We start from the raw sequence: 23,028 nt of genomic DNA on the forward strand, positions 1-23,028 counted from the left end.
GCTGCGATGGATGATGAGATCACGCGGAGGGTGCGCGTGCTGGCTGTCGGCGCCAAGAGGGCCTCGCGCGCGCTGGGGCTCGCCGCCGACGCGCGTCGCGTCGCTGCGGTGCGCCTCATGGCGGCGTGCCTGCGCGAGAGTCAGGCGCATATCCTTGCGGCCAATGCGCAAGATATGCAGGCGGCCCGTGCGGCGGGAACCCCAGAGGGGCTGCTCGATCGTCTCGCCTTGACGCCCGCGCGCGTCGAGGACATGGCGGCGGGGCTCGAGAGGCTGGCCGATCTGCCCGATCCCTGCGGACGAGTGCTCGAACGGCGCGGACTCGACAGCGGCATCGAGCTCGAGCGCGTGAGCGTGCCGCTCGGACTGGTCGCGATGGTCTTTGAAGCCAGGCCGAACGTGACCTCCGATGCTGCCGGCATCTGCATTCGCGCGGGCAACGCCTGCATACTGCGCGCCGGCGCGCTCGCGCGCCGGTCGAGCGCCGTGATCGCGCATGCGCTGGCGTCCGCGGTGGAGCGTAGCGGTTTCGACCGGGCAGCGGTCTCGATCATCGAGTCGTCCGATCGGGAGGCGACCGCCGCGCTCATGGGCCTTCGGGGGATTGTCGACGTGCTCATCCCACGCGGCGGCGCCGGTCTCATCGCGCGCTGCGTGCGCGACGCGCAGGTGCCGGTCATAGAGACGGGTACGGGCAACTGCCATATCTACGTGCACGAGTCGGCTGATCCCGAGCGCGCGCTCGCTATTCTGCTCGATGCCAAGACATGCCGCGTCGGCGTGTGCAACGCCGCCGAGTCGCTACTTGTGGATCGCTCGATCGCACGACGCTTCATACCGTTGGCGCTATCCGCGCTCGCTGCAGCCGGGGTGCTCGTCCACGGTGATGCCGAGACGCGAGAGGCCGCTGATGCGCTTATGGCGCAGGATGCCAGACTCGGGCTTCGCTTTGCGGACGCGACCGATGAGGACTGGAGCCGGGAATATCTGGCGCTCGAGATCAGCGTCAGGGTCGTATCTGGTTTGGATGAGGCGATCGAGCACGTCAACCGCTACGGGACCGGTCACTCCGAGGCGATTGTCGCACAGGACGGGCTCGCATGCGAGCGCTTCCTGCGCGAAGTCGATGCCGCTGCAGTCTATGCGAACGCCTCGACGCGCTTCACCGATGGAGCCATGTTCGGAATGGGGGCGGAGATCGGCATTTCGACTCAGAAGCTCCACGTTCGCGGGCCGTTCGGCGCCGAGGCGCTCACGACCTGGAAGTACGTGCTGCGTGGGTCCGGTCAGGTGCGCGGCTAGAGCAAGCAAGGCGGCGCAGATGGCTCGGTCGGCGACACGTGCGATCGATGAGCGCCTGCAGCGCGTGACCGACGGCATCGCCGAGGCTGCGGTGCGCTTCCGTCATCGTATCCGTGCGCATCCATGCTACGCATGGATGCTTAGCTCCCGCTCGTCTCCGGTGACGCAAACGTGTCGCGGTCGGGTGCGAACGATCTCATGGCGTCGATGGTCCGTGCGAACAGCTCATCGAGATCCCAGCCGAGCATCTCGGCACCCTCGCGGATCACATCACGAGAGACGCCGGCTGCGAAGCGCTTGTCCTTGAACTTCTTCCTGAGCGACTTCACCGGGAGATCCATGACGCTTCTGGAAGGGCGCATGAGCGCGACGGCTCCGATCAGCCCGGTCAGCTCCTCGGTCGCGAACAGAATCTTCTCCATGCGGAGCTCAGGTCTGGGAAGATCGTCGTTGTAGTCGCTCGCATGGCTTTGAACGGCGCGGATGAGCGCCGCCGTGCCCCCGGCGGTCTCGATGAGGGAGGCGGCGTGAACGGTATGCATGCTGGGATCATCGGCGTGCTCCTCCCAGTCGAGATCGTGGAGCAGGCCGACGATGCCCCAGAACTCCTCATTGCCCGGATCGAGCTCGCGAGCGAAGTAGCGCATCGTCTGCTCGACCGTCTCCGCGTGACCGATGTGGAACGAATCTTTGTTGTGCGCGCGCAGCAGCTCATGTGCCTCATCGCGTGTCATGCCGGCTCTCAGCTCGTCTGCCATGGTTACCCCCACTCCGCTCGCAGAATCTCCGACGCAGCGCCGGTGCGGGTCGCGTCGCGATAGTTGGATTATACGCCTATCGAACCAAGCCGACGCGATGTGCGCGTACGTTGGTCCGATCGGATTCACGTGCAGGGCTGTTTGATGGGGTTTGCACCAACATGCAAGTCTGCTCATCGTCTTCCTCTCCGATTGGAAAACGATGATTCTTGTTTAGGAATTTCGCACTGCATACGATGAGGCAAACAGAAGGGACGGGCATATGAGTCAACGGCAACGATATGAGCTCAAATTGCTTGCGAACCAGGGAGAGTTCGATGTGGCCCATGTTGCAGACAGTTTCGGTGTGACGCCACGCACCATTCGATATGATATCGACAAGCTCAACAACTTGCTGTACAACCTGAATGGTTCCGACGCGATCGAGGTCCGTAGCAAGACCGCCAGGCTCAAAAACGATGCTCCGCATCTGGACATATTGTCACTTGATTCCACCGCGGGCAGAGATATCATCGCAAGCCCGCTCACCGCGCGCGAACGAACTTTGGCGATCATCTCGGCGCTGTGCTGGTCCGATGACTATGTGAGCATCGGCGATATCGTCGAGGAGTATGGCATAAGCCGGGCGACCGCCATGCGCGATCTTGATCGCGTGCGCGCCTACTGCGACGCGCACGACGTCGATCTCGTGCGCTCACGCGGCCGCGGGTTGAGCATACATGCTGACGAGCCGTGCCGCCGTCGCCTGATCGCTCGTGTCATACGCGACTGCGCAAGCATCGCCGGTTCTCGCACCGGATTTGCCCTTGCCGACTACCTCCGATGGTTCTCACGAGATGAGTTGGAGTCGATCGAGACAATCGTGCGCGAAGCTGAGCAAAAGTTCGATATCGTACTCGATGATACATCCTATGAGGCGATGGTCGTTCATATCGCGCTTTCGGTTAAGCGCTGCAAGTGCGATATAGAAGCCTTCTACACAGCTTTCGGCCCCGTTCAAGATAACGATGTCTCTACTGAGTTCAAGATGGCCGATTTCATAGTATCCAGGATCGAAGATGTGCTCGGCACGAGCTTGCCCCAGGCGGAACGGTACTACATCGGGGTGCACATGGGCGCGCGCTCAGGCAAGGTCGCCTCAGCGCACAGCAAGTCGGACTTGAACCTCGAATTCAAGTGCATCTCGGCAATTACCGAGGTCGCCGCTGAGGTTGGTGTCGATCTCACCCATGATGCCCGGCTCTATCATCGGCTGTTGCAGCATATCTCAAGCAGCGCATATCGCAATCGAGTCGGTCTGCTCCTGGAAAATCCCCTCCGCGATGAGTTGTTGGGCAGCTATGCGGACCACGCGCGACTCGTTGCCGCCGCGCTTGAGCGGTCCGGCCTCTCGCAGGTGGTCCAGATGACGTCTGACGAAATCGCATACGTTCTGCTGCACTTCGAAGCGGCCATCGTCGCCGCCGAGGGAGGGGAGGTGCGTCACGCGAATGTTGTGGTCGTGTGCTCGACCGGGATCGGCACAGCCGAGCTGCTCGCCGCCGAACTCGCGCGATGCTTCGAGATAAACATCATTGCGAGCATTCCGTTTCATCAGGTCGGTGATCTTTGCGACGAAGCAGGAATCGATCTGGTCATATCAACGGTGCCGCTCCAGATTGATATGCCCTGCATTGAAGTGCGACCGCTGCTGAGAGGCGAGGACATCGCGTGCATCTCGAACGTTTTGAACCAGCTCGGTTTCAAGGGAAGCGCGAAGGCGATCTCGAAATCTTCGTCGGATCCGGTTTCGACGATATCGAGTGCACGGCCTTTGAGCTTTCCGGTTCATTCCTCAGATCAGGCCCATGAGCCAGACCTTGGCGGGCATGAACTCAGCGAGCTGCTGGGAGGAGGGCACGTGTTCCTTGATGCTCAGGTTTCGAGTTGGGAGGAGGCAGTAGACGCGGCTGGCGGACCGCTCGTCGCAACAGGTCATATTTCAAGCGCCTACGTTGAAGCGGTCATCGAGAGCGTCAAACGACTCGGACCCTATATCGTGATCTGGAAAGGCGTCGCTCTTCCCCATGCGAGAGATAGGACCGGGGTGAGACGCACCTCGATGTCGTGTGTGCGGCTCGCGCGACCAGTCGCCTTTGGCAGCACGGACAACGATCCGGTCCGCTATGTGTTCATGCTCGCCACCGTCGACGCGACCTCTCATACCAAGGCGCTCATGAGTCTTGCATGCCTGCTTCGCAGACCGTCTTTTACCGATCTGCTCGAATCCGCGAGATCTGCTGATCAGATCCTCTCTTACATAACGTCGTTCGAACAAGAGAACGTGATGCGACGAAGGGAGGTGAATATATGACAAGGACGACGAAGACGCTGTCCCAGTTGATACGTCGAGAGAACGTGAGAATATCCGAGGTTGTTCTTACATGGCAAGAGGCGATTCGGCTAGCTGTCGAGCCCTTGGTGAGTGGAGGGTTTGTCGAGGAGCGCTATGTTGACGGCATAATTGCGAACACATATGAATTCGGGCCGTATTACGTGCTCTGCCCCGATCTCGCCTTGCTCCATGCTCGGCCCGAGCAGGGAGTCATCGCTCAGCAGCTTGCGATTACGATTCTTCGCAAGCCGGTGCGATTCAAACCTGAGGGGCCGGATGTCCGCCTGCTCGTAGCGCTTGCTGCGAAGGATGCTGATTCCCATATCGAGGTCATGAGACGACTCGCCGTGCTTTTGAGCGATCCGATAAAGCTCGAGCAGATTGCGATGGCTTCGACTGAGGACGAGGCGTTCGGGCTGTTCATCGGTACGCCAAGCACTGCTGAACATCAATTGTGACCTGAAACCAACTTGAGAAGGGATAGAGAACATGCCGCTGCTTGAGTTCATTGTCAACATCTTGTCGACCCCGGCGATTCTAGTGGGTCTGCTCGCGCTGCTCGGCTTGGTGCTCCAAAGAAAGCCGATCGAGGATATCGCGATGGGCACGATCAAGACGATCATAGGTTTTCTCGTTCTGACTGCGGGTGCCTCTTTTCTGCAGTCCGGTTCGCTGCTCGCATTCGGTGAAGTGTTCAACTTTGCATTCAGCATGCAAGGTGTCGTTCCGAACAACGAGGCGGTGGTCTCGCTCGCGCTCAATTCGTTCGGAACGGATACGGCAATCGTGATGTGCCTTGGAATGATCTTGAATATCGTACTCGCTCGATTCTCACGCATGCACTATATCTTCTTGACTGGCCACCACACGCTGTACATGGCCTGTATGCTCGCCGTCGTGCTATCTGTCGGAGGTCTGTCGGGATGGCAACTCTACATCGCCGGCGGATGCATACTTGCACTCATCATGGTTCTTTCACCGGCGTATTGCCAGCCAACATTTCGAAAGGTCACTGGTACGGACAGCATCGCGCTCGGCCATTTTGGCGGCATCGGTTATGCGCTGGCTGGCATCGTCGGCAAACCATTCAAGGGCAGCCGGTCTACGGAAGAGATCAAATTTCCCAAACGACTTGTGTTTCTGCGCGACACGACGGTCGCGATCTCTATCACGATGATGATCTTTTTCCTCGTGGTCACCGGCGTCGCTGTCGCACGAGGTCTTCTGAGCGCGGATCCCAAGCAATTCAGCTATCTGAACGAGCTGCTGAACGTCGGAACCGAAACGAAGACGAATTGGATCGTCTGGGCGCTTACGAGTGGCATGTCGTTTGCTGGCGGCGTGTATATCATCCTATCCGGAGTTCGCCTGATCGTCGGTGAGATCGTTCCCGCGTTCAAGGGAATAGCCGAGAAGCTTGTTCCCGGTGCCGTACCCGCGATCGATTGCCCGGTCGCCTATCCCTTCGCGCCCAATGCCGTGCTCATTGGATTTCTGGTCTCGTTCGTCGCCGGTATCATCGGACTGCTCATCTTGGGGCTCATCGATGCGACGCTTATGCCTGTTGCACTAATCCTACCTGGAGTCGTTCCGCATTTCTTCTGCGGCTCCACGGCTGGGGTCTTTGGCAACGCTGAGGGGGGTATCAAAGGCTGCATCGCCGGGGCGTTCTTCCATGGGCTTCTTATCACATTTTTACCAGCGATCTGCATGCCGGTCTTCACGGCCCTCGGATTTGCGAGCGTGACCTTCTCCGATGCGGACTTTTCCTGGCTGGGTATCCTGTTCGGCAATCTCGCCCAAGTTCTTGTCGGAGCCCCTCTGCTCGTCATCTGCGTTTTGTGCTTCCTCGCTCCGATCGCCTACAACTATCTGGCACCGGGCCGCTCGCCCGGCGCGGAAAACAAATAGTTCGAGGTCCATTCCAGGCGTATGTCGGACGTCTTGGAGCTGCGAGGCATTTTCGCTGAGCTCCACCTGACTCCCCATCTAGTCATCCCTGTTGTCTCGCTTCGTCGGAAGCGAGGAGGAAAGGAAGGTCATCGTATGGAATCCATCACTCGGATCATGTGCGCGTGCGGCTCGGGGCTCGGGTCGAGTCTGCTGGTCGAGATGAACATCAAAGAGGTCCTTGGTAAGCTGGGCATCTGTGATGTTCAGGTTTTTCATTCCGTAACGGGCGATATTCGTCTCGGGGCTGCTGATCTCTTTGTTGTCGGGCGCGACCTCGCCTCATTCATTCCCGAAGAGATCCCCGAGGAGCAGCGCATCATCCTCACGAACATCGTTGACAGAGACGAACTTGAAAACAAGCTTGCTCAAGTGTTCGGATTGCAGCACAAGGCGACCGATGCCTGATACTCGTCAAAGGGGAGCGGATTGAACGAACGAGCAACATCTGACCGCTCATGATCCGTGCGATGTCAGCCTCTCGGTTGAGCTACACTTTCAACAGGTGTACGGGAACCGCAGCGGCAGGAAATCTCCGAACGGCTCTTGGACAGAAGATGCGCGAAAAAGGAGCTGGCTATGAAGTTCTTCATCGACACGGCCGATCTCGACGAAATCAAAGAGGCGAAGGGCTGGGGTGTGCTGGCAGGGGTGACCACCAATCCGAGTCTGTACATGAAGGTTGGCGGCAAGCTCGCCGACTTCGAGGATCATATGGTCAAGATCGCCCACCTCTGCGATGGCCTTCCCGTCTCGGCTGAGTCCACAGCCAAAAGTGCGGAGGATATGATCGTCGAGGGTCGCCATCTCTCTTCGCTCGCTCCCAACATCGTCGTGAAGCTGCCGATCTGCGCAGAATCGCTCGCGGCGACGAGAAGACTGTCCGAAGAGGGCGTCCGCATCAACATGACCCTCGTATTCTCCGCACCTCAGGCGCTGCTGGCGGCCAATGCCGGCGCGCGCTATATCTCGCCGTTCGTCGGCCGCTTCGACGACATCGGCGAAGATGGCATCGATGAGCTGTCGACGGTCATCCAGTGCATCGAGAACTACAGCTGGGACAAGAACGTCGACCATGAGGTCGAGATTATCACCGCCTCGGTGCGCACTCCCAATCATGTGACGCAAGCGGCGCTTCTTGGTGCCGATATCGCGACGGTCCCCTTCGGGGCGCTCAAGAAATGTCTCGCGCATCCACTGACCCAGCAGGGCTTGGAACGCTTCGAGGCGGATTGGGAGAAGGTCAAGGGCGCGTAGCGCACCCCAGGTGGCGCACGGTTCGTCTTGCAGGGTCCCGCCCGGCGCCTTCCCGCGCCGAGCGGGGCCCTGTCGCAGGGAGCGGTTCTCGCTGGCCTCCTTCGTGCGCCGATGCCCATCGGGTCTCCTGCGACACCGAGGTCATTTTTGCGCAAGCTATCCATTTCATGGAACTTCACCGTCAGAGAGAAGAAAAAGGTAGGCTTTCGTGAGGACAGGCCGCCGCGTCGCGACAAGATGGCGTTTCAGCCGGATCATCTCGATGCGAACATATCGGTCGCGCGAGCTGGCTGGCGGTCTTGAATGAGCAGATGTCGAGTGAACCTGGACTTGTCATCCGATGGCTAGGGAGGCAGCGTTGCGCAGACAGAATGGTAGGAACACCCAGGATCGCCGGCGCGGCGGCCACGATCGCCAGCCCTCGCGGGGATCTCACGCGCAGCCCGCGCGGAGACGGGCGCTCGATTCGCGCGCCGGTATCGTTCCGGCGTCGCGGACGACGAGAGGTGCGATGCCGGACAGCTCGTATCAGGCCTACAGTCGCTATAACCCGCACAACCCGTATCTGGCCGGGAACGGGTCGCGCGCGCGCCGTCCGGCGAATCCGGTCCGGCCCCACCGCGCTCGTCGTCGCATCATCATCGGTGTGGCCATGGTTTTTCTCATGGCGCTCGCCGGGGTCGCCTATGGAGCATATTATATTGTCAGTGCTGATGGCGGGCTCAAGCGCTCGGATGCGCTCCCGATCTACGATGGGCCGCAAAGCGAGGACATCGACATGCTCATCATGGGGCTCGATTCGCGCGTCGACGTCAACGGGCAGCCGCTGTCCGAGGAGACCTACCAGGCCCTGCACGCCGGCGGCGAGAACGATGGCGGCCTCAATTCGAATGTCTTGATCTATGTACATATCCCCAAGGACGGTTCAGGCATCACCGCGATTTCGATCCCACGTGACGACTACGTCGATCTGCCCGGCAAACCCTACGGGCAGAGCAAATCCAAGATAAAGGAGGCCTACGGACTGGCGTTCGCTGAGAAGCAGAACCAGAACGCGAAGGAGGGCAAGTCCGACGACGATGCCTACCAGGCCGCCCGCGATGCCGGACGCAAGGCCGAGATCGCTGCGGTCGACGCGTTTCTCGGTGTGCGCATCAACCACTTCATCGAGGTGACGATGGGTGCGTTCTACGAGGTCGCCAAGGTTATGGAGCCCATCACCGTCACGGTCAACAACGACACCGAGGATGTGACCTATGCGGGCATCAAGCTGACCGCGGGCACCCATGAGCTATCTGCCAAAGATGCCATCGCCTTCGTGCGGCAGCGTCGCGACAACGTCCACGACATCAACTTCACCGATCTGGATCGCACGCGCCGCCAGCAGGTCTTCATCATCGCCGTGCTGAACAAGTTGAAATCGATGGGCTTGGGCGATGTCGGCAAGGTCGATCCTTTGGTCAAGATCGCCCAGACGAGCATGGTGTTCGACAAGAATCTCTCTCTATTGAGTCTTTACTCCATGGTGAAGAAGATCGGTGGAGCGGACATGCGGTTCTACACGTTGCCGGTTGAGAGCTTCGGCAAACAGGACGGCAAGGACGTGAACATCGTCGACGTGAAAAAGATCCAGGAGACGGTGAAGGATATCTTGGCCGGCGATGATACCTCGACACCCTATGGTGCCGCGAAAAACGCCACCGAGCAGCCTTCGCCCACCGAGCTGTCGCTTCTCAACAGCAGCGGTGGAACGCCGAGCGTGAAATAGGCTCTCGGCTCTCGGCTCTGCACGTGCGTCCGTGTTTGCGCTGGGGTCATGTGCTCGACGGCAGCGGGCGGCCGCACCATGCATGGAGCGGCCGCCCGTCGCACGGGCGCATGTCCGTCGCCCATGACGTTGCCTGCTTGCGGCAGCGAATCCTCATCGCTCGAGGCCGCTTCGCGACCGCGGCGGCGCATCTCACCTGAGGTTTTCCCCTAGTGCTTATGAGGGAAATATCACAATATATTGTGTTTTTGAATTTTAGTTTTACTCTATATAGTTACCTCGCTAGGGTATTATAAAGTCCGGCGGGGCGCGCCCGATAACCGTGCCCCATATGAGACCGTACAACACATGAATGGGGACCGCATGAAGATCATCAAGCGAAGCGGGGTAGAGGTCGCGTTCGATGTCGATAAGATATCGAGCGCCATCCGAGGTGCCAACAAGGAAGTGAAGGAGGCCGACCGCCTCACCGAGCGCCAGGTGATCTATGCGTCGCAAAACGTCGCGGAAGCCTGCGAGCGCGCCGGGCACACCGTTTCAGTCGAGGAGATCCAAGATCTCGTCGAGGATGAGATCATGGCGCTCGATCGCTTCGAGGTCGCGCGCAGGTACATCATCTACCGCTACCTGCAGGGCCTGAAGCGCCAGAAGAACACGACCGATGACAAGATCCTGTCGCTCATCGAGCACAACAACGAAGAGGTCAAGCAGGAGAACTCGAATAAGAATCCCACGGTCAACTCTGTGCAGCGCGACTACATGGCCGGTGAGGTCTCCAAGGATCTCACCGCGCGCGTCCTGCTGCCGCGCGACATCGTGAAAGCGCACAATGAGGGTATCATCCATTTCCATGATTCGGACTACTTCGCGCAGCATATGCACAACTGCGATCTCGTCAACCTCGATGATATGCTGCAGAACGGCACCGTCATCTCCGGCACGCTCATCGAGAAGCCGCACGGTTTCTCGACGGCGTGCAACATCGCCACGCAGATCATCGCGCAGGTCGCTTCGAACCAGTACGGCGGGCAGTCCATCTCGCTGACGCATCTGGCCCCCTTCGTGGAAGTTTCACGACGCAAGATCCGCCGCGAGGTCGAGCGCGAGCTCGCCGAGCTCGGTGCGCATGCAGACGAGGACGATATCTCGAAGGTGGTCGAGGATCGGCTGCGCGACGAGATCCGTCGCGGCGTTCAGACCATCCAGTACCAGGTCGTCACCCTCATGACCACCAACGGACAAGCGCCGTTCGTGACCGTGTTCATGTACCTCAACGAGGCGCGCTCCGCAGACGAGAAGCGCGATCTGGCCATGATCATCGAGGAGACGCTCCGGCAGCGCTACGAGGGTGTGAAAAACGAGGCCGGCGTATGGATCACACCGGCGTTTCCCAAGCTCATCTATGTGCTTGAAGAGGATAACGTCGAGGAGGGCGCGCCCTTCTTCTATCTCACGCAGATGGCTGCCAAGTGCACCGCCAAGCGCATGGTGCCCGACTACATCTCCGAGAAGAAGATGCGCGAGCTCAAGCTGTCGGCCGGCGAGCAGCCTGGCGAGGGAGACTGCTACACCTGCATGGGCTGTCGCAGCTTCCTCACGCCGGATCGCTCCGGCGACGGCTACGGCAACGTGGCGCGCGCGCGCAACCATGTGCCCGGCGCTCCGAAGTACTACGGGCGCTTCAACCAGGGTGTCGTGACCATCAACCTGCCTGACGTCGCCCTGTCCTCGGGCAAAGATGAGGACGAGTTCTGGCGGATCTTCGACGAGCGGCTCGAGCTGTGCCACCGGGCGCTGCGTCTGCGCCATGAGCGGCTGCTCGGCACGCCCTCGGATGCCGCGCCGATCCTGTGGCAGTACGGCGCGCTGGCGCGCCTGTCCAAGGGCGAGACCATCGATCGACTGCTCTTCGGCGGCTACTCCACGATCAGCTTGGGCTACGCCGGCCTCTACGAGTGCGTGAAGTACATGACGGGCCACAGTCATACCGAGAAGGCCGGCACGCCGTTCGCCATGCGCGTCATGCAGCACATGAACGACAAGTGCTCCGCGTGGAAGCTCGCTGAGGACATCGACTACTCGCTGTACGGAACGCCGCTCGAGTCGACGACGTACACGTTCGCGAAAGCCCTCCAGCGCCGCTTCGGCATCATCCCCGGCGTGACGGACAAGGGCTACATCACGAACAGCTATCACGTGCACGTGAGCGAGGAGATCGATGCGTTCGACAAGCTGAAGTTCGAAAGCGAGTTCCAGGCGCTCTCGCCGGGTGGTGCGATCTCCTACATCGAGGTGCCCGATATGCAGGACAACCTCAAGGCGGTCGTGAGCGTGATGCGCTATATCTACGACAACATCATGTACGCCGAGCTGAACACGAAAAGCGATTACTGCCAGGAGTGCGGCTTCGACGGCGAGATCAAAATCGTCGAGGACGACGGCAAGCTCGTGTGGGAGTGCCCGCGCTGCGGCAACCGCGATCAGGAGAAGCTGAACGTCGCCCGGCGCACCTGCGGCTATATCGGCACGCAGTTCTGGAACCAGGGACGCACCGAGGAGATTCGCGACCGGGTCCTGCATCTGTGATCCGGCCGGATCGCAGAGACATCCACCCGAGGACATGAGAGCGTGAGCCGTCTATGAACTTCGCCGCCATCAAGTACTGCGACATCGCCAACGGAGAGGGGGTCAGGACCTCACTGTTCGTCTCCGGCTGCCGCCGGGGCTGTCCGGAGTGCTTCAACCCCGAGACATGGAGCTTCACGGCGGGCGAGCCGTTTACCGGCGAGACGGCCGAGCAGATTCTCGAGAGCCTGGATCAGCCCTTCGTCGCGGGGCTGACGGTGCTCGGCGGCGAGCCGATGGAGCCGGAGAACCAGAGCGGTCTCGTCGGGTTTCTCGAGTCGGTTCGCGCGCGCTTCCCGATCGGTGGCCCCGAGACGATCTGGTGCTACACGGGCGACACCCTCGAGGAGCTGCAAGAAGGCGGTCCGCACCGCACCGATGTCACCGATCGCGTGCTGGCGTGCCTGGATGTTCTGGTGGATGGTCCATACGAACGCGAGCTGCACGATATCACGCTGCGTTTCCGCGGCTCGTCCAACCAGCGGATCATCGACATGATCCGCACGCGCGATCAGGGTCGCGTCGTGCTGTGGGAAGATGATCGGCTGTACGCCAGTCACACGATGTAGCCGCGCGGCGGCCGCGAGAGGAGACCATGATCGACCAGAAGAAGATCGAGCAGGCGGTGGAGCTGCTGCTCGAAGGCATCGGAGAGGACCCCGGTCGTGCGGGCCTCATAGAGACGCCGGCACGCGTGGCGCGCATGTACGCCGAGCTGTGCGCAGGAAAGCTCGACGACGCGTCGAAGCATCTCGCGCGGACGTTTTCGGTTTCCGGCAACGATTTGGTGATCGAGCGAGACATCATGTTCCACTCCCTGTGCGAGCACCATCTGCTGCCCTTTTTCGGCCACGTGCACATCGGCTACGTGCCGTGTGGCCGCGTGGTGGGGCTCTCCAAGCTCGCTCGGCTCGTCGAGGTGTTCGCGCGCCGTCTGCAGCTGCAGGAGCGCATGACCGCCCAGATCGCCGATGCGCTCATGGAGCAGCTGGCACCGCAGGGTGTCATTGTCATGATCGAGGCGGAGCACCTGTGCATGGCGATGCGCGGTGTCGCAAAACCGGGTACATGGACCACGACGCTCGCCGTGCGCGGCATCATCGAGCAAGACCCCGAGATAGAGCAGCGCTTCTTCCGAATGCTCGGACGACCCTGATCCTGCTGGCTCGAGGCTTGCACGTGTCGGCGTCTGCCGGCGATCTGAGGAAGCGATGTGAGGAGATCGTTCACATGACAAAAAGGAATCTGCCAGAGAGCACGTCGGCGGGGGAGGCACGCGGCCTCGCGCGTCGAAGGAGACCCGGGCTGTCGGAGAGCCGGGCGGCCATCGTGCCCACGGCGGCTGAGCAGCTCGCCGGCGCGGACAGGATTCGCATCGATGGTCTCGAGGTATTTGCGAAGCACGGGGTGAACCCCGCGGAAAACGAGCTCGGACAGAAGTTCATCGTCTCGGCGACACTCTATGTGAGCCTTCGTCGCGCGGGCTGCACAGATGATCTTGCCGATACCGTCGACTACGGTGCGGTCTGCCACACGATCGATATGTTTTTGCGCGCAAGGACCTGCAAGCTCATCGAGGCCGCCGCAGAGGGTCTGGCCACTGAGCTGCTGCGGGCGTATCCGGCTCTGCTGGGCGTACGGCTTGCCATAGACAAGCCCTGGGCGCCGATCGGTCTGCCGCTGGCTGGCGTTTCAGTCGAGATCGAGCGCACCCGCTGAGCGCGCTCGCGCGATCTCCATCGGCGAGCGCTTGAGCCAGCTGCGCACGATTCGATTTCGCGGGAAGTGGCGGTCGAGCAGCTTGTGAAAGCGCGCTTTGTGGCTCGGCTCGATGAGATGGATGAGCTCGTGGGTCACGACGCAATCAAGGCACGCGGGCGGAAACGCCGCGAGAGCCGAGCTTATGCGGATGGCACCGGTTGCCGGGGTGCACGAGCCCCAGCGCGAGGTCATATCTCGGACGCGCCAGGTGCGCGCCCGCACGCCCACAACGGTCTCGATGCGCGCTGCGACCAAGGGCAGCGCACGGACCAGTTCGTCGTGATAGAGCGCGTCGAGCCGCGTGCGGCGCGGCCCGACGGACGCGGCTCGGAGAACCTCTTTCGCCTTGACCGGCTCCCCCCACAGCGCTATCAGCTCACCGGCGCCGTCGGCATGCGCGCATCGGCGAGCCGCGCTGATGCGCTCGAGTCTGTCGACGTGCTTGAGAATCCATATAACGCGCCGATCGATGAAGCGCTGGGCCGCATCGCGACTTGCTGCAACCGGGATGCTCATGACCGCCGTCGCATCGGAGCGGATTCTGAGATTCAGATTCTTCACGCGTTTTCTCGTCACATGCACCGGGACGCGCCGGGTATCAGAGGCGGCGTAGAGGGTGTATGTATGATCGTCTATACTTATCTCGGACGACATCGTGTTTTGTGCTCCACTCGTGTTGCCTCACAACAGGGCGACGCGCGGCTTTTGCCTGTGCGCCTCCATCAACTATAGTGATGCGGACACGTCTGCGCATCCGAGCGGACCAAAGCGACAGAATCGAGGACTGATGTCAAACGAGGGCAAGAAGGTTCGTGCTCATTACTGCGGCACGCTTGACGATGGGACAAAGTTCGACAGCTCATATGATCGCGGCGAACCGATCGCGTTCACCTGCGGCGCGCATCAGATGATAGCCGGTTTCGATCAAGCGGTGGCAGGCATGGCCCAAGGGGAGAAGAAATCAGTGCACATTCCGGCCGCGGAGGCATACGGCGAGAGGCGCGAAGATCTCATCATGCGCTTTCCTGCAGACCAGGTGCCGAATCGCGAGGACTTGAGCGTCGGAGACCAGCTCTATCTCTCCAGTCCGGAAGGAAGACCGGTCCCCGCCACCGTCACAGCCATAGATGATGCGTTCGTCACGCTCGACGCCAACCATCAGCTTGCGGGATGCGACCTCAACTTTGACATCGAACTCGTTGAGATCGAGGAGAAATAGCGCCCGCCGTCGTCATTGGATTTCGCCGACAAGGATGAAGGATCTCGAGGTTGAAGGAGTCGCATATGATCAAACTCATCGCATCGGATATGGACGGAACGCTGCTCGACCGTGACGGTCACGTGCCCCCTGAGACGTTCGATCTCATCGTAGCCCTTCGCGAGAAGGGGGTGCATTTCGTCGCGTCATCGGGCCGCCGCTATGATCGTCTCTGTGAGTTCTTCGCGCCGGTCAAGGATCAGATGGATTACGTCGCCGCCAACGGCGCGCAGGTTTTTGCCGAGGGCGACCTCGTCGACCGAGAGGTCTACTCGCATCTGGGCATCAAGCGCCTCGCCAAAACGGTATCGATGTTCGCGAATATGCATCTTGCGCTTTTCGATAGCACGAAGTCGTTTTTGCTGGATGATGAGCACAAGTTCGTTCGCGAGGTCGACAAAGATCTGCCGAATGCCGAGCGCATCTGGGAGCTTCCCGGAGCGCATATCAACATCATCAAGGCATCGATCTTCTGCGATGACGGCAACGTGATGGATAACGCCTACGTGCTCTCGCGCGAACTCGGTGATGAGTTCGTCTTCGCGCCATCGGGCAGTTCGTGGATCGACTCGATGCAACGCGGGATCACGAAGGCTTCCGGTATCCGTCAGCTGATGGAGTTCTATGGCATCGAGCGCGAGGAGGTCATGGCCTTCGGTGACTCGATGAACGACTACGAGATCATTCGCTTCGTCGGGACCGGTCTCGCCATGGCGAACGGTCGTCCGGCGCTGCGCGCGGTCGCCGATCGCGTCATCGGTTTCAATTACGAGCAGTCGGTTCAAGCCGAGATGCGCAACGTGCTTGAATCGATCTAGGTTCACTCGCGAGCGGTACATAGCGCGTGATGGCTTGACGATGAGGCGCTCTCCATAATGGGCTGCAGACTTCTCATCGATGTGCATTTCGAATCTAGAGAAGGAGAGGAGATGCAGATGGACAGCAAGTTCATGAGCCGAATTCAAAGTCGCTACGAAGGTATGAACAAAACGGAGACGACGATCGCCGATTACCTTTCCCGCCACGGAGAAGAGGCTTGCTATCTGTCGATCTCCGATGTGGCCGATAAAATCGGTGTGTCGAAATCCGCTGTTTCCCGGTTTGTTCGCAAGCTCGGATATAAGGGCTATCGCGAGATGAGGATCGATCTAGCCGCTCCGCCCGATACTACCTCTGCGTTTTTCTTTTCCGATATTGAAGCAAATTCTACGATGGGAATCGCGCAATCGATCATCGGCAACGGCATCTCCTCGCTTTCGCTGACCTATGCTGCTCTGAATGAAAAAGGCCTCGATGCCGCTGTTGAAATTCTAAAGAATGCCGATATATGCGGCCTGTATGGTCTAGGCGGCTCGTTTCCGATCGCAGCGAGCGCCTATCATCGCTTCATGCGGACGTCACTCACCTTTATCTTCCAGCAAGACTATCATCTGCAACTGCAGACTGCGGCAAGATTGACTAAAGATGATTGCGCCCTGATCATTTCTCATACCGGGCGAAACAAGGATATGCTAAGAGTCGCTAAAATAATTCATGAGCGGGATGCGCCCATCGTCACGATCACCGGCAACGTCTTTTCCCCGTTGGCGAAGATGAGTCAAGTTGTTATCCCCTCGATTTCAAGAGAAACCAAGTTGAGACCAGAGGCGCTGGCATCTTCGGTTTCCCAGATTCTTTTGGTTGACACGCTCTTTGCGCTCTATGCGATAAAAGTCGACAATGAGCCCGAATACTTTTCGAATATTCGCAAAGTTGTAGAGGAAACACGCGCTAAATAGCGTAACTGCTCCCGTACAAGCAGGAAGCTGCAAACGCGACGAGCCGCTCAGCCGCTCGCCGCGTTTTTCATGCCGCTTGTCTATAACTAAAACTTATTCTCAATATTGATATTTAAAAATAAGAAATAGTTTTAGAATGATCAAACGGATCAGATGGAATGCAGATGGGTGCATCCGTCGACAACATGCGGGAAAGGAAGCAAGCCATGGAGGTAACGGTCGTTCAGGCCCTGATAATCGCGATATGGATCGCAGCGGTCATGTCACGCGCTTTGCTTGGTGGCGCTACGACGACGTTGCGATTCACACCGATGATGACGGGTCTTGTAGTCGGTGTCGTCTTCGGAAGAATTGCTGAAGCAATGATTGTCACTGCATCTATCCAGTTGATCTATATGGGAGTTTTTTCTCCTGGAGGTCAAATGCCGTCGGAACCGGCTATTGCGGCAGGCGTTGCGGTGCCAGTTGCGCTGTTGAGTAATATGTCCGCAGAGGCTGCGATTGCAATCGCTGTGCCCGTCGGACTGCTCGGCTCCTATCTCTATCAGCTTCGTTTCTTCATCAACACACTTGTGCTGAGTCGACTTTCGGACAAATATGCAGCTGAATCAAATAGCAAGATGTTGAGTTTCACCATCATCGGTTTGCCGATCATTATCGCATTTATCATCTACGTGCCGTTCATGTTCGTTGCACTCTACTTCGGCGCACCGGTCATCGCAGATATCGTCGGATCTGCTTCGGGTACCGTCATCTTTCATGTTCTGACAACGATCGGTGGTGGCTTAGCCGCTATCGGAATCGCTGTAACCGTATATGTGATCGGAAAGAAAAACTATATCGCGTTTTTCCTGCTTGCATATTTTTGCGCCGTGATCCTGAAAAGTCTCAATGTGACCATGATCACTTACGCTATCGTCGGCGGCATCATAGCATTCATATACGTACTGGTAAAAACGGAGACCCTCTCCATGGTCAAAGCGACTTCTAGCGCTTCCTCCATCGCCGATGACGACGATGATGACTATTAGATTCACTCGAATATAGAAGGGTCGAACATCATGGCTGAATCGATAGAAAATACTTCGGATGCTGTCACGGAAATAAATTGTGCGACCAATCAGCCCGAGGAGATAACAAAACGGGATGTAGCAATAGCATGGCTGCGTTTCTATTTCGCAGATGAGATCCCCCACTGCTTCGATCGATACATCGCTCCTGCCCTTACTTGGGCGCTCATGCCGATATTGCGCAAACTGTACAAGAGCAAGACTGACTTGGCCGCAGCCTACCAGCGTCATCTCCTTTTCTTCAATACGCAGATTTCATGGGGTGGCGGGACGCTGACCGGTATCTCCGCTTCCTTGGAGGTTGCTCGCGCCAAGGAAATGGCTGCTGGAGTTGACATTACAATTGATGATGATCTGATTTACAATTCCAAGGCCGGTCTCATGGGCGCGCTCTCAGGGATTGGCGATTCAATCGATTCGGGAACGATACAGTACATTTTCATTGCAATCGCTCTGCCATGGGCGCAGGCTGGAAATCCCATCGGTGCTCTATTCCCATTTATCGGGTTTTCGTTGTACCAGCTTGTGATTGGATGGTACTTTGCGAATCTCGGATTCAAGCTTGGTAAAAGTGCGGCAACCGAGATTGTCGGCACGCAGATGCAGGTTATCATCGAAGCTCTGTCTATCCTCGGTTTGTTCATGATGGGTATTCTCGCGGCAAATTACGTCACGGTCGCATCGTCGTTATCCTTCACGCTTTCAGGCAAGGAATTTGTCATCCAAGATATCTTGAATACGATCATGCCCGGCCTTTTACCTCTTCTCACTGTTGGCGGCGTCTACTTGTATTTTGTCAAGAAGGGCATGAACGTCACAAAGGCACTTCTCGGTCTGACGCTTGTTCTCGGTGTGCTGGCCGCTGTGGGTATTTTATAGCGACTGCAAGAAAGTACTGCGTCGTCGCTGCGTCTCGATGCTGACCTTTCGTTCGTGCTGGACGCAGCGACCTGCAGGTTTAGTTATATTTAAAGGAGGAGAGCATGGGAGAGATCGTTCTCGCGCGCGTTGACGCGCGATTGATTCACGGACAAGTAATGACCAATCTTTCAAAATCTGCTGGAGCAACTGCTATTTTTGTCGTCGACGATGCGTCGGCTCACGACGATTTCATGAAAAACGTAATCTTGGGTGCGGGTTCTCGCACAGGGTTGAAATGCCGGGTGCTCAAAGAAGAGGGTGCGATACGATACTGGTGCGACCGTCGCTATGATGACTACAAGGTCATCTTGCTGACGAAGTCTATCGAAAAGATGGCTTATCTCATCGAAGGCGGCGTACCCATTAAATCTGTCAACTTGGGAGGTGTTCCGCGCCGTCCAGAAACAACGGAGATTATCAAGGCAGTCGCAATAGACAACGAAGAGTATCAGCTTCTGAGGCATCTTGAGCGATCTTTCGGTATAGAGATTTATTTTCAATCAACCCCTTCGCTTCCAAAACTATCGCTTGCGGAAGCAGGCCGGATCATGGAGAAGACACTATGATTGGCGTGCTGCTGATCAGCCATGGAAAGATGGCGGAAGGCATGCTTGATACCGTCCAGATGGTATTGGGCGAAGAAGATGGTATCGATTATGTCTCACTTGAACCTGGTGAGGATTACAACGAATTCAGCATGCGCATCGACGAAAAGATACGTTCCCTCGATGAGGGTGATGGAGTCATCGTGCTCGCGGATCTATTTGGGGCCTCTCCGTTCAATATGACGCAAAGAGTCGCTCGAGACCTTGAGAGGCAGGGAATCAGGAGCCGTCTCGTTGCAGGCATGAATTTGGGAATGATCGTTGAGATCATGGTTCTGAGGCGGGGGAGTCTGCTGGATGAGTTGACCGATGTCGCCATTTCATGCGGCCGACAGGGTATCGGATGTCCAGTCGAGGTAACCGACGAGGAAGATGAGGATGATTACTGATGAAGAAAGTCCTTATAACTCCCCGTTCATTCGCCAAGAACAACCGTGATCAGATCTTTGAGCTTTTGAGTGAACATGGCATCGCCCCCGTTTTGAATCCATACGGTCGCATCCTTACAGAAGATGACATGATCCGACAGATTCACGACGCCGATGGATTGATAGTGGGAGTCGATCCAGTGACGCGAGACGTTCTTGAGGCTGCTCCGAAACTTCGGGCGATCGCAAAATACGGTGTGGGAGTCGATAACATAGATATGGAGTGCGCTCTGTCGCGCGGCGTGAGCGTCTCGCGCACTATTGGGGCCAACGCCGATGCCGTCGCAGATTTCACGATGACGCTTCTGCTCGCAGTGGCCCGTCGTTTGACGGAAATCGACTCGGGATGCCACCACGGCGATTGGGCGAAGAAGGAAGCTCTCGATGTTTACGGGAAGCGAATCGGAGTTCTGGGACTCGGCGCGATCGGGAAAGGTGTGGCAAAGCGCGCGCAGGGCTTCGATATGAGTGTCTTTGCGTATGATATCGTCAAAGATGAGCAATTCATCAAAAGAAACAATATCATATTCACCGATGTGGAGACGATCGTACGGGAATGCGACTTCATCACCTTGCATCTACCGCTCACTGAGACAACTCGTCATCTGCTCAACAAAAATAGCTTGAAAGCTGCGAAGCCAAACTTGGTCGTTGTCAATACGGCACGCGGGGCCTTGCTTGATGAGGCTTCGATGTTTGATCTGCTTGCGACAAGACGGATCTATGGTTTGGGTGTCGATGTGTTCGAGCACGAACCGCCCTGCGATTCGAGGCTCTTGACGCTTCCAAATGTTATTGCCGGTTCTCATACCGCTGCATCTTCACAGGGCGCTACCGCTGCGATGAGCGAGATGGCATCACGCAACATCATCAGAGCGCTGTCATTATCCAACTGATTCGAGCAAAGGATAGATCATGAGTAGATTCGAGATCTTCGACAGACTCAAAACGGAAAAGATTGTAGCTGTGATTCGAGGTGAACATGAGAAGCTGGTCGATAGAACGGTCGATGCCGTGCACCGCGGGGGCATTCATCTGATGGAGATCACATTTACCGTGCCCAGAGCCGAGCATGTCATATGTGATCTCGTTCAGAGATATGCACAAGACGAAAAAACAGTGATTGGCGCCGGGACGTGTCTCGATGTCGTGTCCGCGCGGCTTGCAATCTCGGCGGGAGCCAAGTTCGTGGTCTGCCCACATTTGGACATCGAGATTTTAAAGTTGTGCAACAGCTACGATATACCGTGTATTCCCGGAGCAGCTACTGTGCGAGATATGCATGAGGCTCTGGAATACGGTGCTTATGTAATCAAGCTCTTTCCCGGTGACATATTCGGTCCAGATGCCATCAGGGCGTTTCACGGGCCCCTTCCGCAGGCTGAGTTTATGCCTACGGGAGGTGTCAACGCATCCAATATCACAACATGGCTCGGGGCGGGCGCGATAGCGGTCGGCACCGGTGGAAGCCTCACCAAGGGTGCATCGACGGGAAATTATGAAGCGGTGACCGAAGAAGCCTCTAAACTGGTCAAATGCGTTTGCGAATTTAAAAATGCTATCTAAGAAAACGGTTTTCATATTCGATCTGGATGGGTTGTTGCTGGACACCGAGTGCATCTACAAGCGCGGATGGGAGATCGCGTTGCAACGGCTCGGGTTATTTCTGCCCGATTCGGTTCTGAATAGCTGGGCGGGAAAGAGTATAGATCACACGCGTGCCGCCTTCGACGATTTCTTTCAAGATACTTCTATCTACGATCGGGCTTATGCGATCAGAGAGGAATACATACTGGAAACGCTTCGGAAGGGCCGGCTGATGCCCAAGCCATACGCCCCCGAGGCGTTGCAGAAGATTTCCGAAGTGGGGTGCAGATCCGGCGTCGTCACATCTTCCCAGCGCAAGCGAGCCATGATTATGCTCACAGCTTTGGGGCTGATGCATTATTTCGACCACATGGTGAGCGCTGAAGATGTTTCTCGACGAAAACCTGATCCGGAACCATATCACAGAATCGTATCGCTATTTGAATCGGATTACCGGTCCTGTATCGCCTTTGAAGACTCTCTGACCGGATACCGTTCGGCAGCTGCCGCAGGTGTCGACGTGATTCTTGTGCCGGATTCAAGCATCTCACAGCAGCTGGAGAGACGTCCATCGGTCCGCGCCGCCCGTGACCTGTCTGTGGTGATGACTATGCTCGGCGAGCCGAAGAATTACAAGAGGGGGGAACGTCAGTGAATGCGGCAGATCGCGAACGTGTGCAGGATTTCATTTTACGATACGGTTACATATTCGGTACACGCTTTTCTTTTGCCCAAAAAAGAAGGTTCCTGATGATGGCGCGAAGAGAGTTCGAGCTTTGCGATATGCCAGTCGATATCCACAAGGTGCAAATGGGTGGGACGTGGGTTGCGAAAAAAGTCTATCGCAATCTGTACGCAGGGGATTTAGACCGGTGCACATGGCTTGTTACGACATACTATGATACGCCGATCAAGTCGTTCTCGCGCCGACGCGCCGAGGCGTTCACATCCGGTTTCAGATTTCGTGATCTCGTAGCGAGTTCGGTGGTTTCTATGCTGCTGGTCCTTGGCGCTGCTGAGATTCTCTGGTCAACTCTCATTCCTCCGCTTCGGCAATCGGGTGTCTTCAGCATCTGGGGTCTTGTCTTTGTCATAGTGCTATTCCTCACCTGTGCAGCGGTGATTCGACTGAGGGAGGGTATCGCACGACGGGGCAACGTCATTCGTAATTCTTCGAGTCTCATGGTGATTTTTCAACTCGCAAATGTGTTGAGACGGACTAACAGCTTGTCTCATGTGGCGTTCGCTCTGATCGATGAAGGATGCCGTTGTGAATTGGGAGTAAAGATGCTTTCTGATCGACTGGGTGACAGGCACCCAAGACGTGTCTACCTTGATGCCGTCGGGGCCGTCGGGAGTGTAATCTGCTTTTCGAGACTGTCAACTCCCTATCGCTGGCCGGCAATCGTTCGGTCATCATCTAGTGAAGAGGAGCTCAGCAAGGGTGAGTATCTGATCACCGCTGGATCTGAAGACGACTCAAATCGTATCCATATTCATATCGATGAAAAAGGAGAAATTGATACGGATCGAATTCTATCAAGAGTATCGCTTTTAGAATCATTGCTAGCTATGGAGAGATAGAG

At 57.4% G+C, this 23,028-nt stretch carries 24 protein-coding genes; 22 read left to right on the plus strand and 2 right to left on the minus strand.

The window, feature by feature from the left end; translation table 11 throughout:
• The first annotated feature begins 6 nt into the window (after window positions 1-6).
• Window positions 7-1,302 (plus strand): glutamate-5-semialdehyde dehydrogenase, encoded by a 1,296-nt coding sequence (locus CORGL_RS03435; protein WP_013708527.1) that lies wholly within the window; start codon window positions 7-9, stop codon window positions 1,300-1,302.
• A 140-nt stretch (window positions 1,303-1,442) separates the two neighbouring features.
• On the opposite strand, the gene CORGL_RS03440 is transcribed toward CORGL_RS03435, so the two are convergent.
• Window positions 1,443-2,060, minus strand: a complete 618-nt coding sequence (locus CORGL_RS03440; protein ID WP_041738567.1) for an HD family phosphohydrolase — start codon at window positions 2,058-2,060, stop codon at window positions 1,443-1,445.
• A gap of 262 nt (window positions 2,061-2,322) precedes the next feature.
• Between CORGL_RS03440 and CORGL_RS03445 the strand changes: the two genes are divergently transcribed.
• The 10 genes from CORGL_RS03445 (at window position 2,323) to folB (ending at window position 13,753) form a co-directional block, all read left to right on the plus strand.
• Window positions 2,323-4,413: a BglG family transcription antiterminator gene (locus CORGL_RS03445; protein WP_013708529.1), complete on the plus strand. Its 2,091-nt coding sequence runs from the start codon at window positions 2,323-2,325 to the stop codon at window positions 4,411-4,413.
• Window positions 4,410-4,892 carry a PTS sugar transporter subunit IIA gene (locus CORGL_RS03450; protein ID WP_013708530.1) on the plus strand — a complete coding sequence of 161 codons (483 nt, stop codon included), beginning with the start codon at window positions 4,410-4,412 and terminating at the stop codon, window positions 4,890-4,892. The genes CORGL_RS03445 and CORGL_RS03450 overlap by 4 nt, the downstream gene beginning before the upstream one ends.
• A 31-nt stretch (window positions 4,893-4,923) precedes the next feature.
• Window positions 4,924-6,345 carry a PTS ascorbate transporter subunit IIC gene (locus CORGL_RS03455; RefSeq protein WP_013708531.1) on the plus strand — a complete coding sequence of 474 codons (1,422 nt, stop codon included), beginning with the start codon at window positions 4,924-4,926 and terminating at the stop codon, window positions 6,343-6,345.
• Window positions 6,346-6,480: 135 nt separating this feature from the next.
• On the plus strand, window positions 6,481-6,792 hold the full coding sequence (locus tag CORGL_RS03460) for a PTS sugar transporter subunit IIB (RefSeq protein ID WP_013708532.1): 312 nt from the start codon (window positions 6,481-6,483) through the stop codon (window positions 6,790-6,792).
• Window positions 6,793-6,963: 171 nt separating this feature from the next.
• Window positions 6,964-7,641: a transaldolase family protein gene (locus CORGL_RS03465; RefSeq protein WP_013708533.1), complete on the plus strand. Its 678-nt coding sequence runs from the start codon at window positions 6,964-6,966 to the stop codon at window positions 7,639-7,641.
• Window positions 7,642-7,981: 340 nt separating this feature from the next.
• Entirely contained in the window at window positions 7,982-9,409 is a 1,428-nt protein-coding gene (locus CORGL_RS03470) for an LCP family protein (RefSeq protein WP_049777678.1), read from the plus strand.
• 363 nt (window positions 9,410-9,772) lie between these two features.
• A complete protein-coding gene (nrdD, locus tag CORGL_RS03475; protein WP_041738569.1) occupies window positions 9,773-11,995 on the plus strand; it encodes an anaerobic ribonucleoside-triphosphate reductase in 2,223 nt (740 codons plus the stop codon).
• Between the two features lie 53 nt (window positions 11,996-12,048).
• On the plus strand, window positions 12,049-12,603 hold the full coding sequence (gene nrdG / locus CORGL_RS03480) for an anaerobic ribonucleoside-triphosphate reductase activating protein (RefSeq protein ID WP_013708536.1): 555 nt from the start codon (window positions 12,049-12,051) through the stop codon (window positions 12,601-12,603).
• A 26-nt stretch (window positions 12,604-12,629) separates the two neighbouring features.
• Window positions 12,630-13,190 carry a GTP cyclohydrolase I FolE gene (gene folE / locus CORGL_RS03485; protein ID WP_013708537.1) on the plus strand — a complete coding sequence of 187 codons (561 nt, stop codon included), beginning with the start codon at window positions 12,630-12,632 and terminating at the stop codon, window positions 13,188-13,190.
• A gap of 74 nt (window positions 13,191-13,264) precedes the next feature.
• Window positions 13,265-13,753, plus strand: coding sequence for a dihydroneopterin aldolase (folB, locus tag CORGL_RS03490; protein WP_013708538.1), 489 nt, complete (start codon window positions 13,265-13,267; stop codon window positions 13,751-13,753).
• On the opposite strand, the gene CORGL_RS03495 is transcribed toward folB, so the two are convergent.
• Entirely contained in the window at window positions 13,727-14,356 is a 630-nt protein-coding gene (locus CORGL_RS03495) for a M48 family metallopeptidase (RefSeq protein ID WP_245526943.1), read from the minus strand. The genes folB and CORGL_RS03495 overlap by 27 nt on opposite strands.
• 226 nt (window positions 14,357-14,582) lie before the next feature.
• Between CORGL_RS03495 and CORGL_RS03500 the strand changes: the two genes are divergently transcribed.
• From CORGL_RS03500 to CORGL_RS03550, 11 genes are all read left to right on the plus strand, one after another.
• Entirely contained in the window at window positions 14,583-15,014 is a 432-nt protein-coding gene (locus CORGL_RS03500; RefSeq protein WP_013708540.1) for an FKBP-type peptidyl-prolyl cis-trans isomerase, read from the plus strand.
• Window positions 15,015-15,079: 65 nt separating this feature from the next.
• A complete protein-coding gene (locus tag CORGL_RS03505; protein ID WP_013708541.1) occupies window positions 15,080-15,871 on the plus strand; it encodes a Cof-type HAD-IIB family hydrolase in 792 nt (263 codons plus the stop codon).
• A 117-nt stretch (window positions 15,872-15,988) separates the two neighbouring features.
• On the plus strand, window positions 15,989-16,831 hold the full coding sequence (locus CORGL_RS03510) for a MurR/RpiR family transcriptional regulator (protein WP_041739086.1): 843 nt from the start codon (window positions 15,989-15,991) through the stop codon (window positions 16,829-16,831).
• A gap of 206 nt (window positions 16,832-17,037) precedes the next feature.
• Complete coding sequence (locus tag CORGL_RS03515; protein ID WP_013708543.1) at window positions 17,038-17,862, plus strand: PTS mannose/fructose/sorbose/N-acetylgalactosamine transporter subunit IIC; 825 nt, start codon at window positions 17,038-17,040, stop codon at window positions 17,860-17,862.
• 30 nt (window positions 17,863-17,892) lie between these two features.
• Entirely contained in the window at window positions 17,893-18,780 is an 888-nt protein-coding gene (locus CORGL_RS03520) for a PTS system mannose/fructose/sorbose family transporter subunit IID (protein ID WP_013708544.1), read from the plus strand.
• A 104-nt stretch (window positions 18,781-18,884) separates the two neighbouring features.
• The gene (locus CORGL_RS03525; protein ID WP_013708545.1) at window positions 18,885-19,388 is read left to right on the plus strand and encodes a PTS sugar transporter subunit IIB; all 504 of its coding nucleotides are present in this window, start codon (window positions 18,885-18,887) and stop codon (window positions 19,386-19,388) included.
• Entirely contained in the window at window positions 19,385-19,816 is a 432-nt protein-coding gene (locus CORGL_RS03530) for a PTS sugar transporter subunit IIA (RefSeq protein WP_013708546.1), read from the plus strand. The genes CORGL_RS03525 and CORGL_RS03530 overlap by 4 nt, the downstream gene beginning before the upstream one ends.
• Window positions 19,816-20,751 (plus strand): phosphoglycerate dehydrogenase, encoded by a 936-nt coding sequence (locus CORGL_RS03535; RefSeq protein ID WP_013708547.1) that lies wholly within the window; start codon window positions 19,816-19,818, stop codon window positions 20,749-20,751. Before CORGL_RS03530 ends, CORGL_RS03535 begins: the two co-directional genes overlap by 1 nt.
• 19 nt (window positions 20,752-20,770) lie before the next feature.
• A complete protein-coding gene (locus CORGL_RS03540; RefSeq protein ID WP_013708548.1) occupies window positions 20,771-21,421 on the plus strand; it encodes a bifunctional 2-keto-4-hydroxyglutarate aldolase/2-keto-3-deoxy-6-phosphogluconate aldolase in 651 nt (216 codons plus the stop codon).
• The gene (locus tag CORGL_RS03545) at window positions 21,411-22,097 is read left to right on the plus strand and encodes an HAD family hydrolase (protein ID WP_013708549.1); all 687 of its coding nucleotides are present in this window, start codon (window positions 21,411-21,413) and stop codon (window positions 22,095-22,097) included. Before CORGL_RS03540 ends, CORGL_RS03545 begins: the two co-directional genes overlap by 11 nt.
• Window positions 22,094-23,026: a hypothetical protein gene (locus CORGL_RS03550; protein WP_041738571.1), complete on the plus strand. Its 933-nt coding sequence runs from the start codon at window positions 22,094-22,096 to the stop codon at window positions 23,024-23,026. Before CORGL_RS03545 ends, CORGL_RS03550 begins: the two co-directional genes overlap by 4 nt.
• Window positions 23,027-23,028 lie beyond the last annotated feature (2 nt).

Origin of the sequence: Coriobacterium glomerans PW2 (assembly GCF_000195315.1) — a bacterium.
Lineage (GTDB): Bacteria > Actinomycetota > Coriobacteriia > Coriobacteriales > Coriobacteriaceae > Coriobacterium > Coriobacterium glomerans.

What these genes read in the sequence shown, in the direction of transcription:
- CORGL_RS03460 (WP_013708532.1), top strand. Translation starts at nt 6,481, where the DNA reads ATGGAATCCATCACTCGGATCATGTGCGCGTGCGGCTCGGGGCTCGGG.
- CORGL_RS03440 (WP_041738567.1), bottom strand. Translation starts at nt 2,060, where the DNA reads ATGGCAGACGAGCTGAGAGCCGGCATGACACGCGATGAGGCACATGAG.
- CORGL_RS03515 (WP_013708543.1), top strand. Translation starts at nt 17,038, where the DNA reads ATGGAGGTAACGGTCGTTCAGGCCCTGATAATCGCGATATGGATCGCA.
- CORGL_RS03450 (WP_013708530.1), top strand. Translation starts at nt 4,410, where the DNA reads ATGACAAGGACGACGAAGACGCTGTCCCAGTTGATACGTCGAGAGAAC.
- CORGL_RS03455 (WP_013708531.1), top strand. Translation starts at nt 4,924, where the DNA reads ATGCCGCTGCTTGAGTTCATTGTCAACATCTTGTCGACCCCGGCGATT.
- folB (WP_013708538.1), top strand. Translation starts at nt 13,265, where the DNA reads ATGACAAAAAGGAATCTGCCAGAGAGCACGTCGGCGGGGGAGGCACGC.
- CORGL_RS03520 (WP_013708544.1), top strand. Translation starts at nt 17,893, where the DNA reads ATGGCTGAATCGATAGAAAATACTTCGGATGCTGTCACGGAAATAAAT.
- CORGL_RS03510 (WP_041739086.1), top strand. Translation starts at nt 15,989, where the DNA reads ATGGACAGCAAGTTCATGAGCCGAATTCAAAGTCGCTACGAAGGTATG.
- nrdD (WP_041738569.1), top strand. Translation starts at nt 9,773, where the DNA reads ATGAAGATCATCAAGCGAAGCGGGGTAGAGGTCGCGTTCGATGTCGAT.
- CORGL_RS03470 (WP_049777678.1), top strand. Translation starts at nt 7,982, where the DNA reads ATGGCTAGGGAGGCAGCGTTGCGCAGACAGAATGGTAGGAACACCCAG.
- CORGL_RS03445 (WP_013708529.1), top strand. Translation starts at nt 2,323, where the DNA reads ATGAGTCAACGGCAACGATATGAGCTCAAATTGCTTGCGAACCAGGGA.
- CORGL_RS03500 (WP_013708540.1), top strand. Translation starts at nt 14,583, where the DNA reads ATGTCAAACGAGGGCAAGAAGGTTCGTGCTCATTACTGCGGCACGCTT.
- CORGL_RS03505 (WP_013708541.1), top strand. Translation starts at nt 15,080, where the DNA reads ATGATCAAACTCATCGCATCGGATATGGACGGAACGCTGCTCGACCGT.
- CORGL_RS03525 (WP_013708545.1), top strand. Translation starts at nt 18,885, where the DNA reads ATGGGAGAGATCGTTCTCGCGCGCGTTGACGCGCGATTGATTCACGGA.
- CORGL_RS03545 (WP_013708549.1), top strand. Translation starts at nt 21,411, where the DNA reads ATGCTATCTAAGAAAACGGTTTTCATATTCGATCTGGATGGGTTGTTG.
- CORGL_RS03540 (WP_013708548.1), top strand. Translation starts at nt 20,771, where the DNA reads ATGAGTAGATTCGAGATCTTCGACAGACTCAAAACGGAAAAGATTGTA.
- CORGL_RS03435 (WP_013708527.1), top strand. Translation starts at nt 7, where the DNA reads ATGGATGATGAGATCACGCGGAGGGTGCGCGTGCTGGCTGTCGGCGCC.
- CORGL_RS03465 (WP_013708533.1), top strand. Translation starts at nt 6,964, where the DNA reads ATGAAGTTCTTCATCGACACGGCCGATCTCGACGAAATCAAAGAGGCG.
- folE (WP_013708537.1), top strand. Translation starts at nt 12,630, where the DNA reads ATGATCGACCAGAAGAAGATCGAGCAGGCGGTGGAGCTGCTGCTCGAA.
- nrdG (WP_013708536.1), top strand. Translation starts at nt 12,049, where the DNA reads ATGAACTTCGCCGCCATCAAGTACTGCGACATCGCCAACGGAGAGGGG.
- CORGL_RS03530 (WP_013708546.1), top strand. Translation starts at nt 19,385, where the DNA reads ATGATTGGCGTGCTGCTGATCAGCCATGGAAAGATGGCGGAAGGCATG.
- CORGL_RS03535 (WP_013708547.1), top strand. Translation starts at nt 19,816, where the DNA reads ATGAAGAAAGTCCTTATAACTCCCCGTTCATTCGCCAAGAACAACCGT.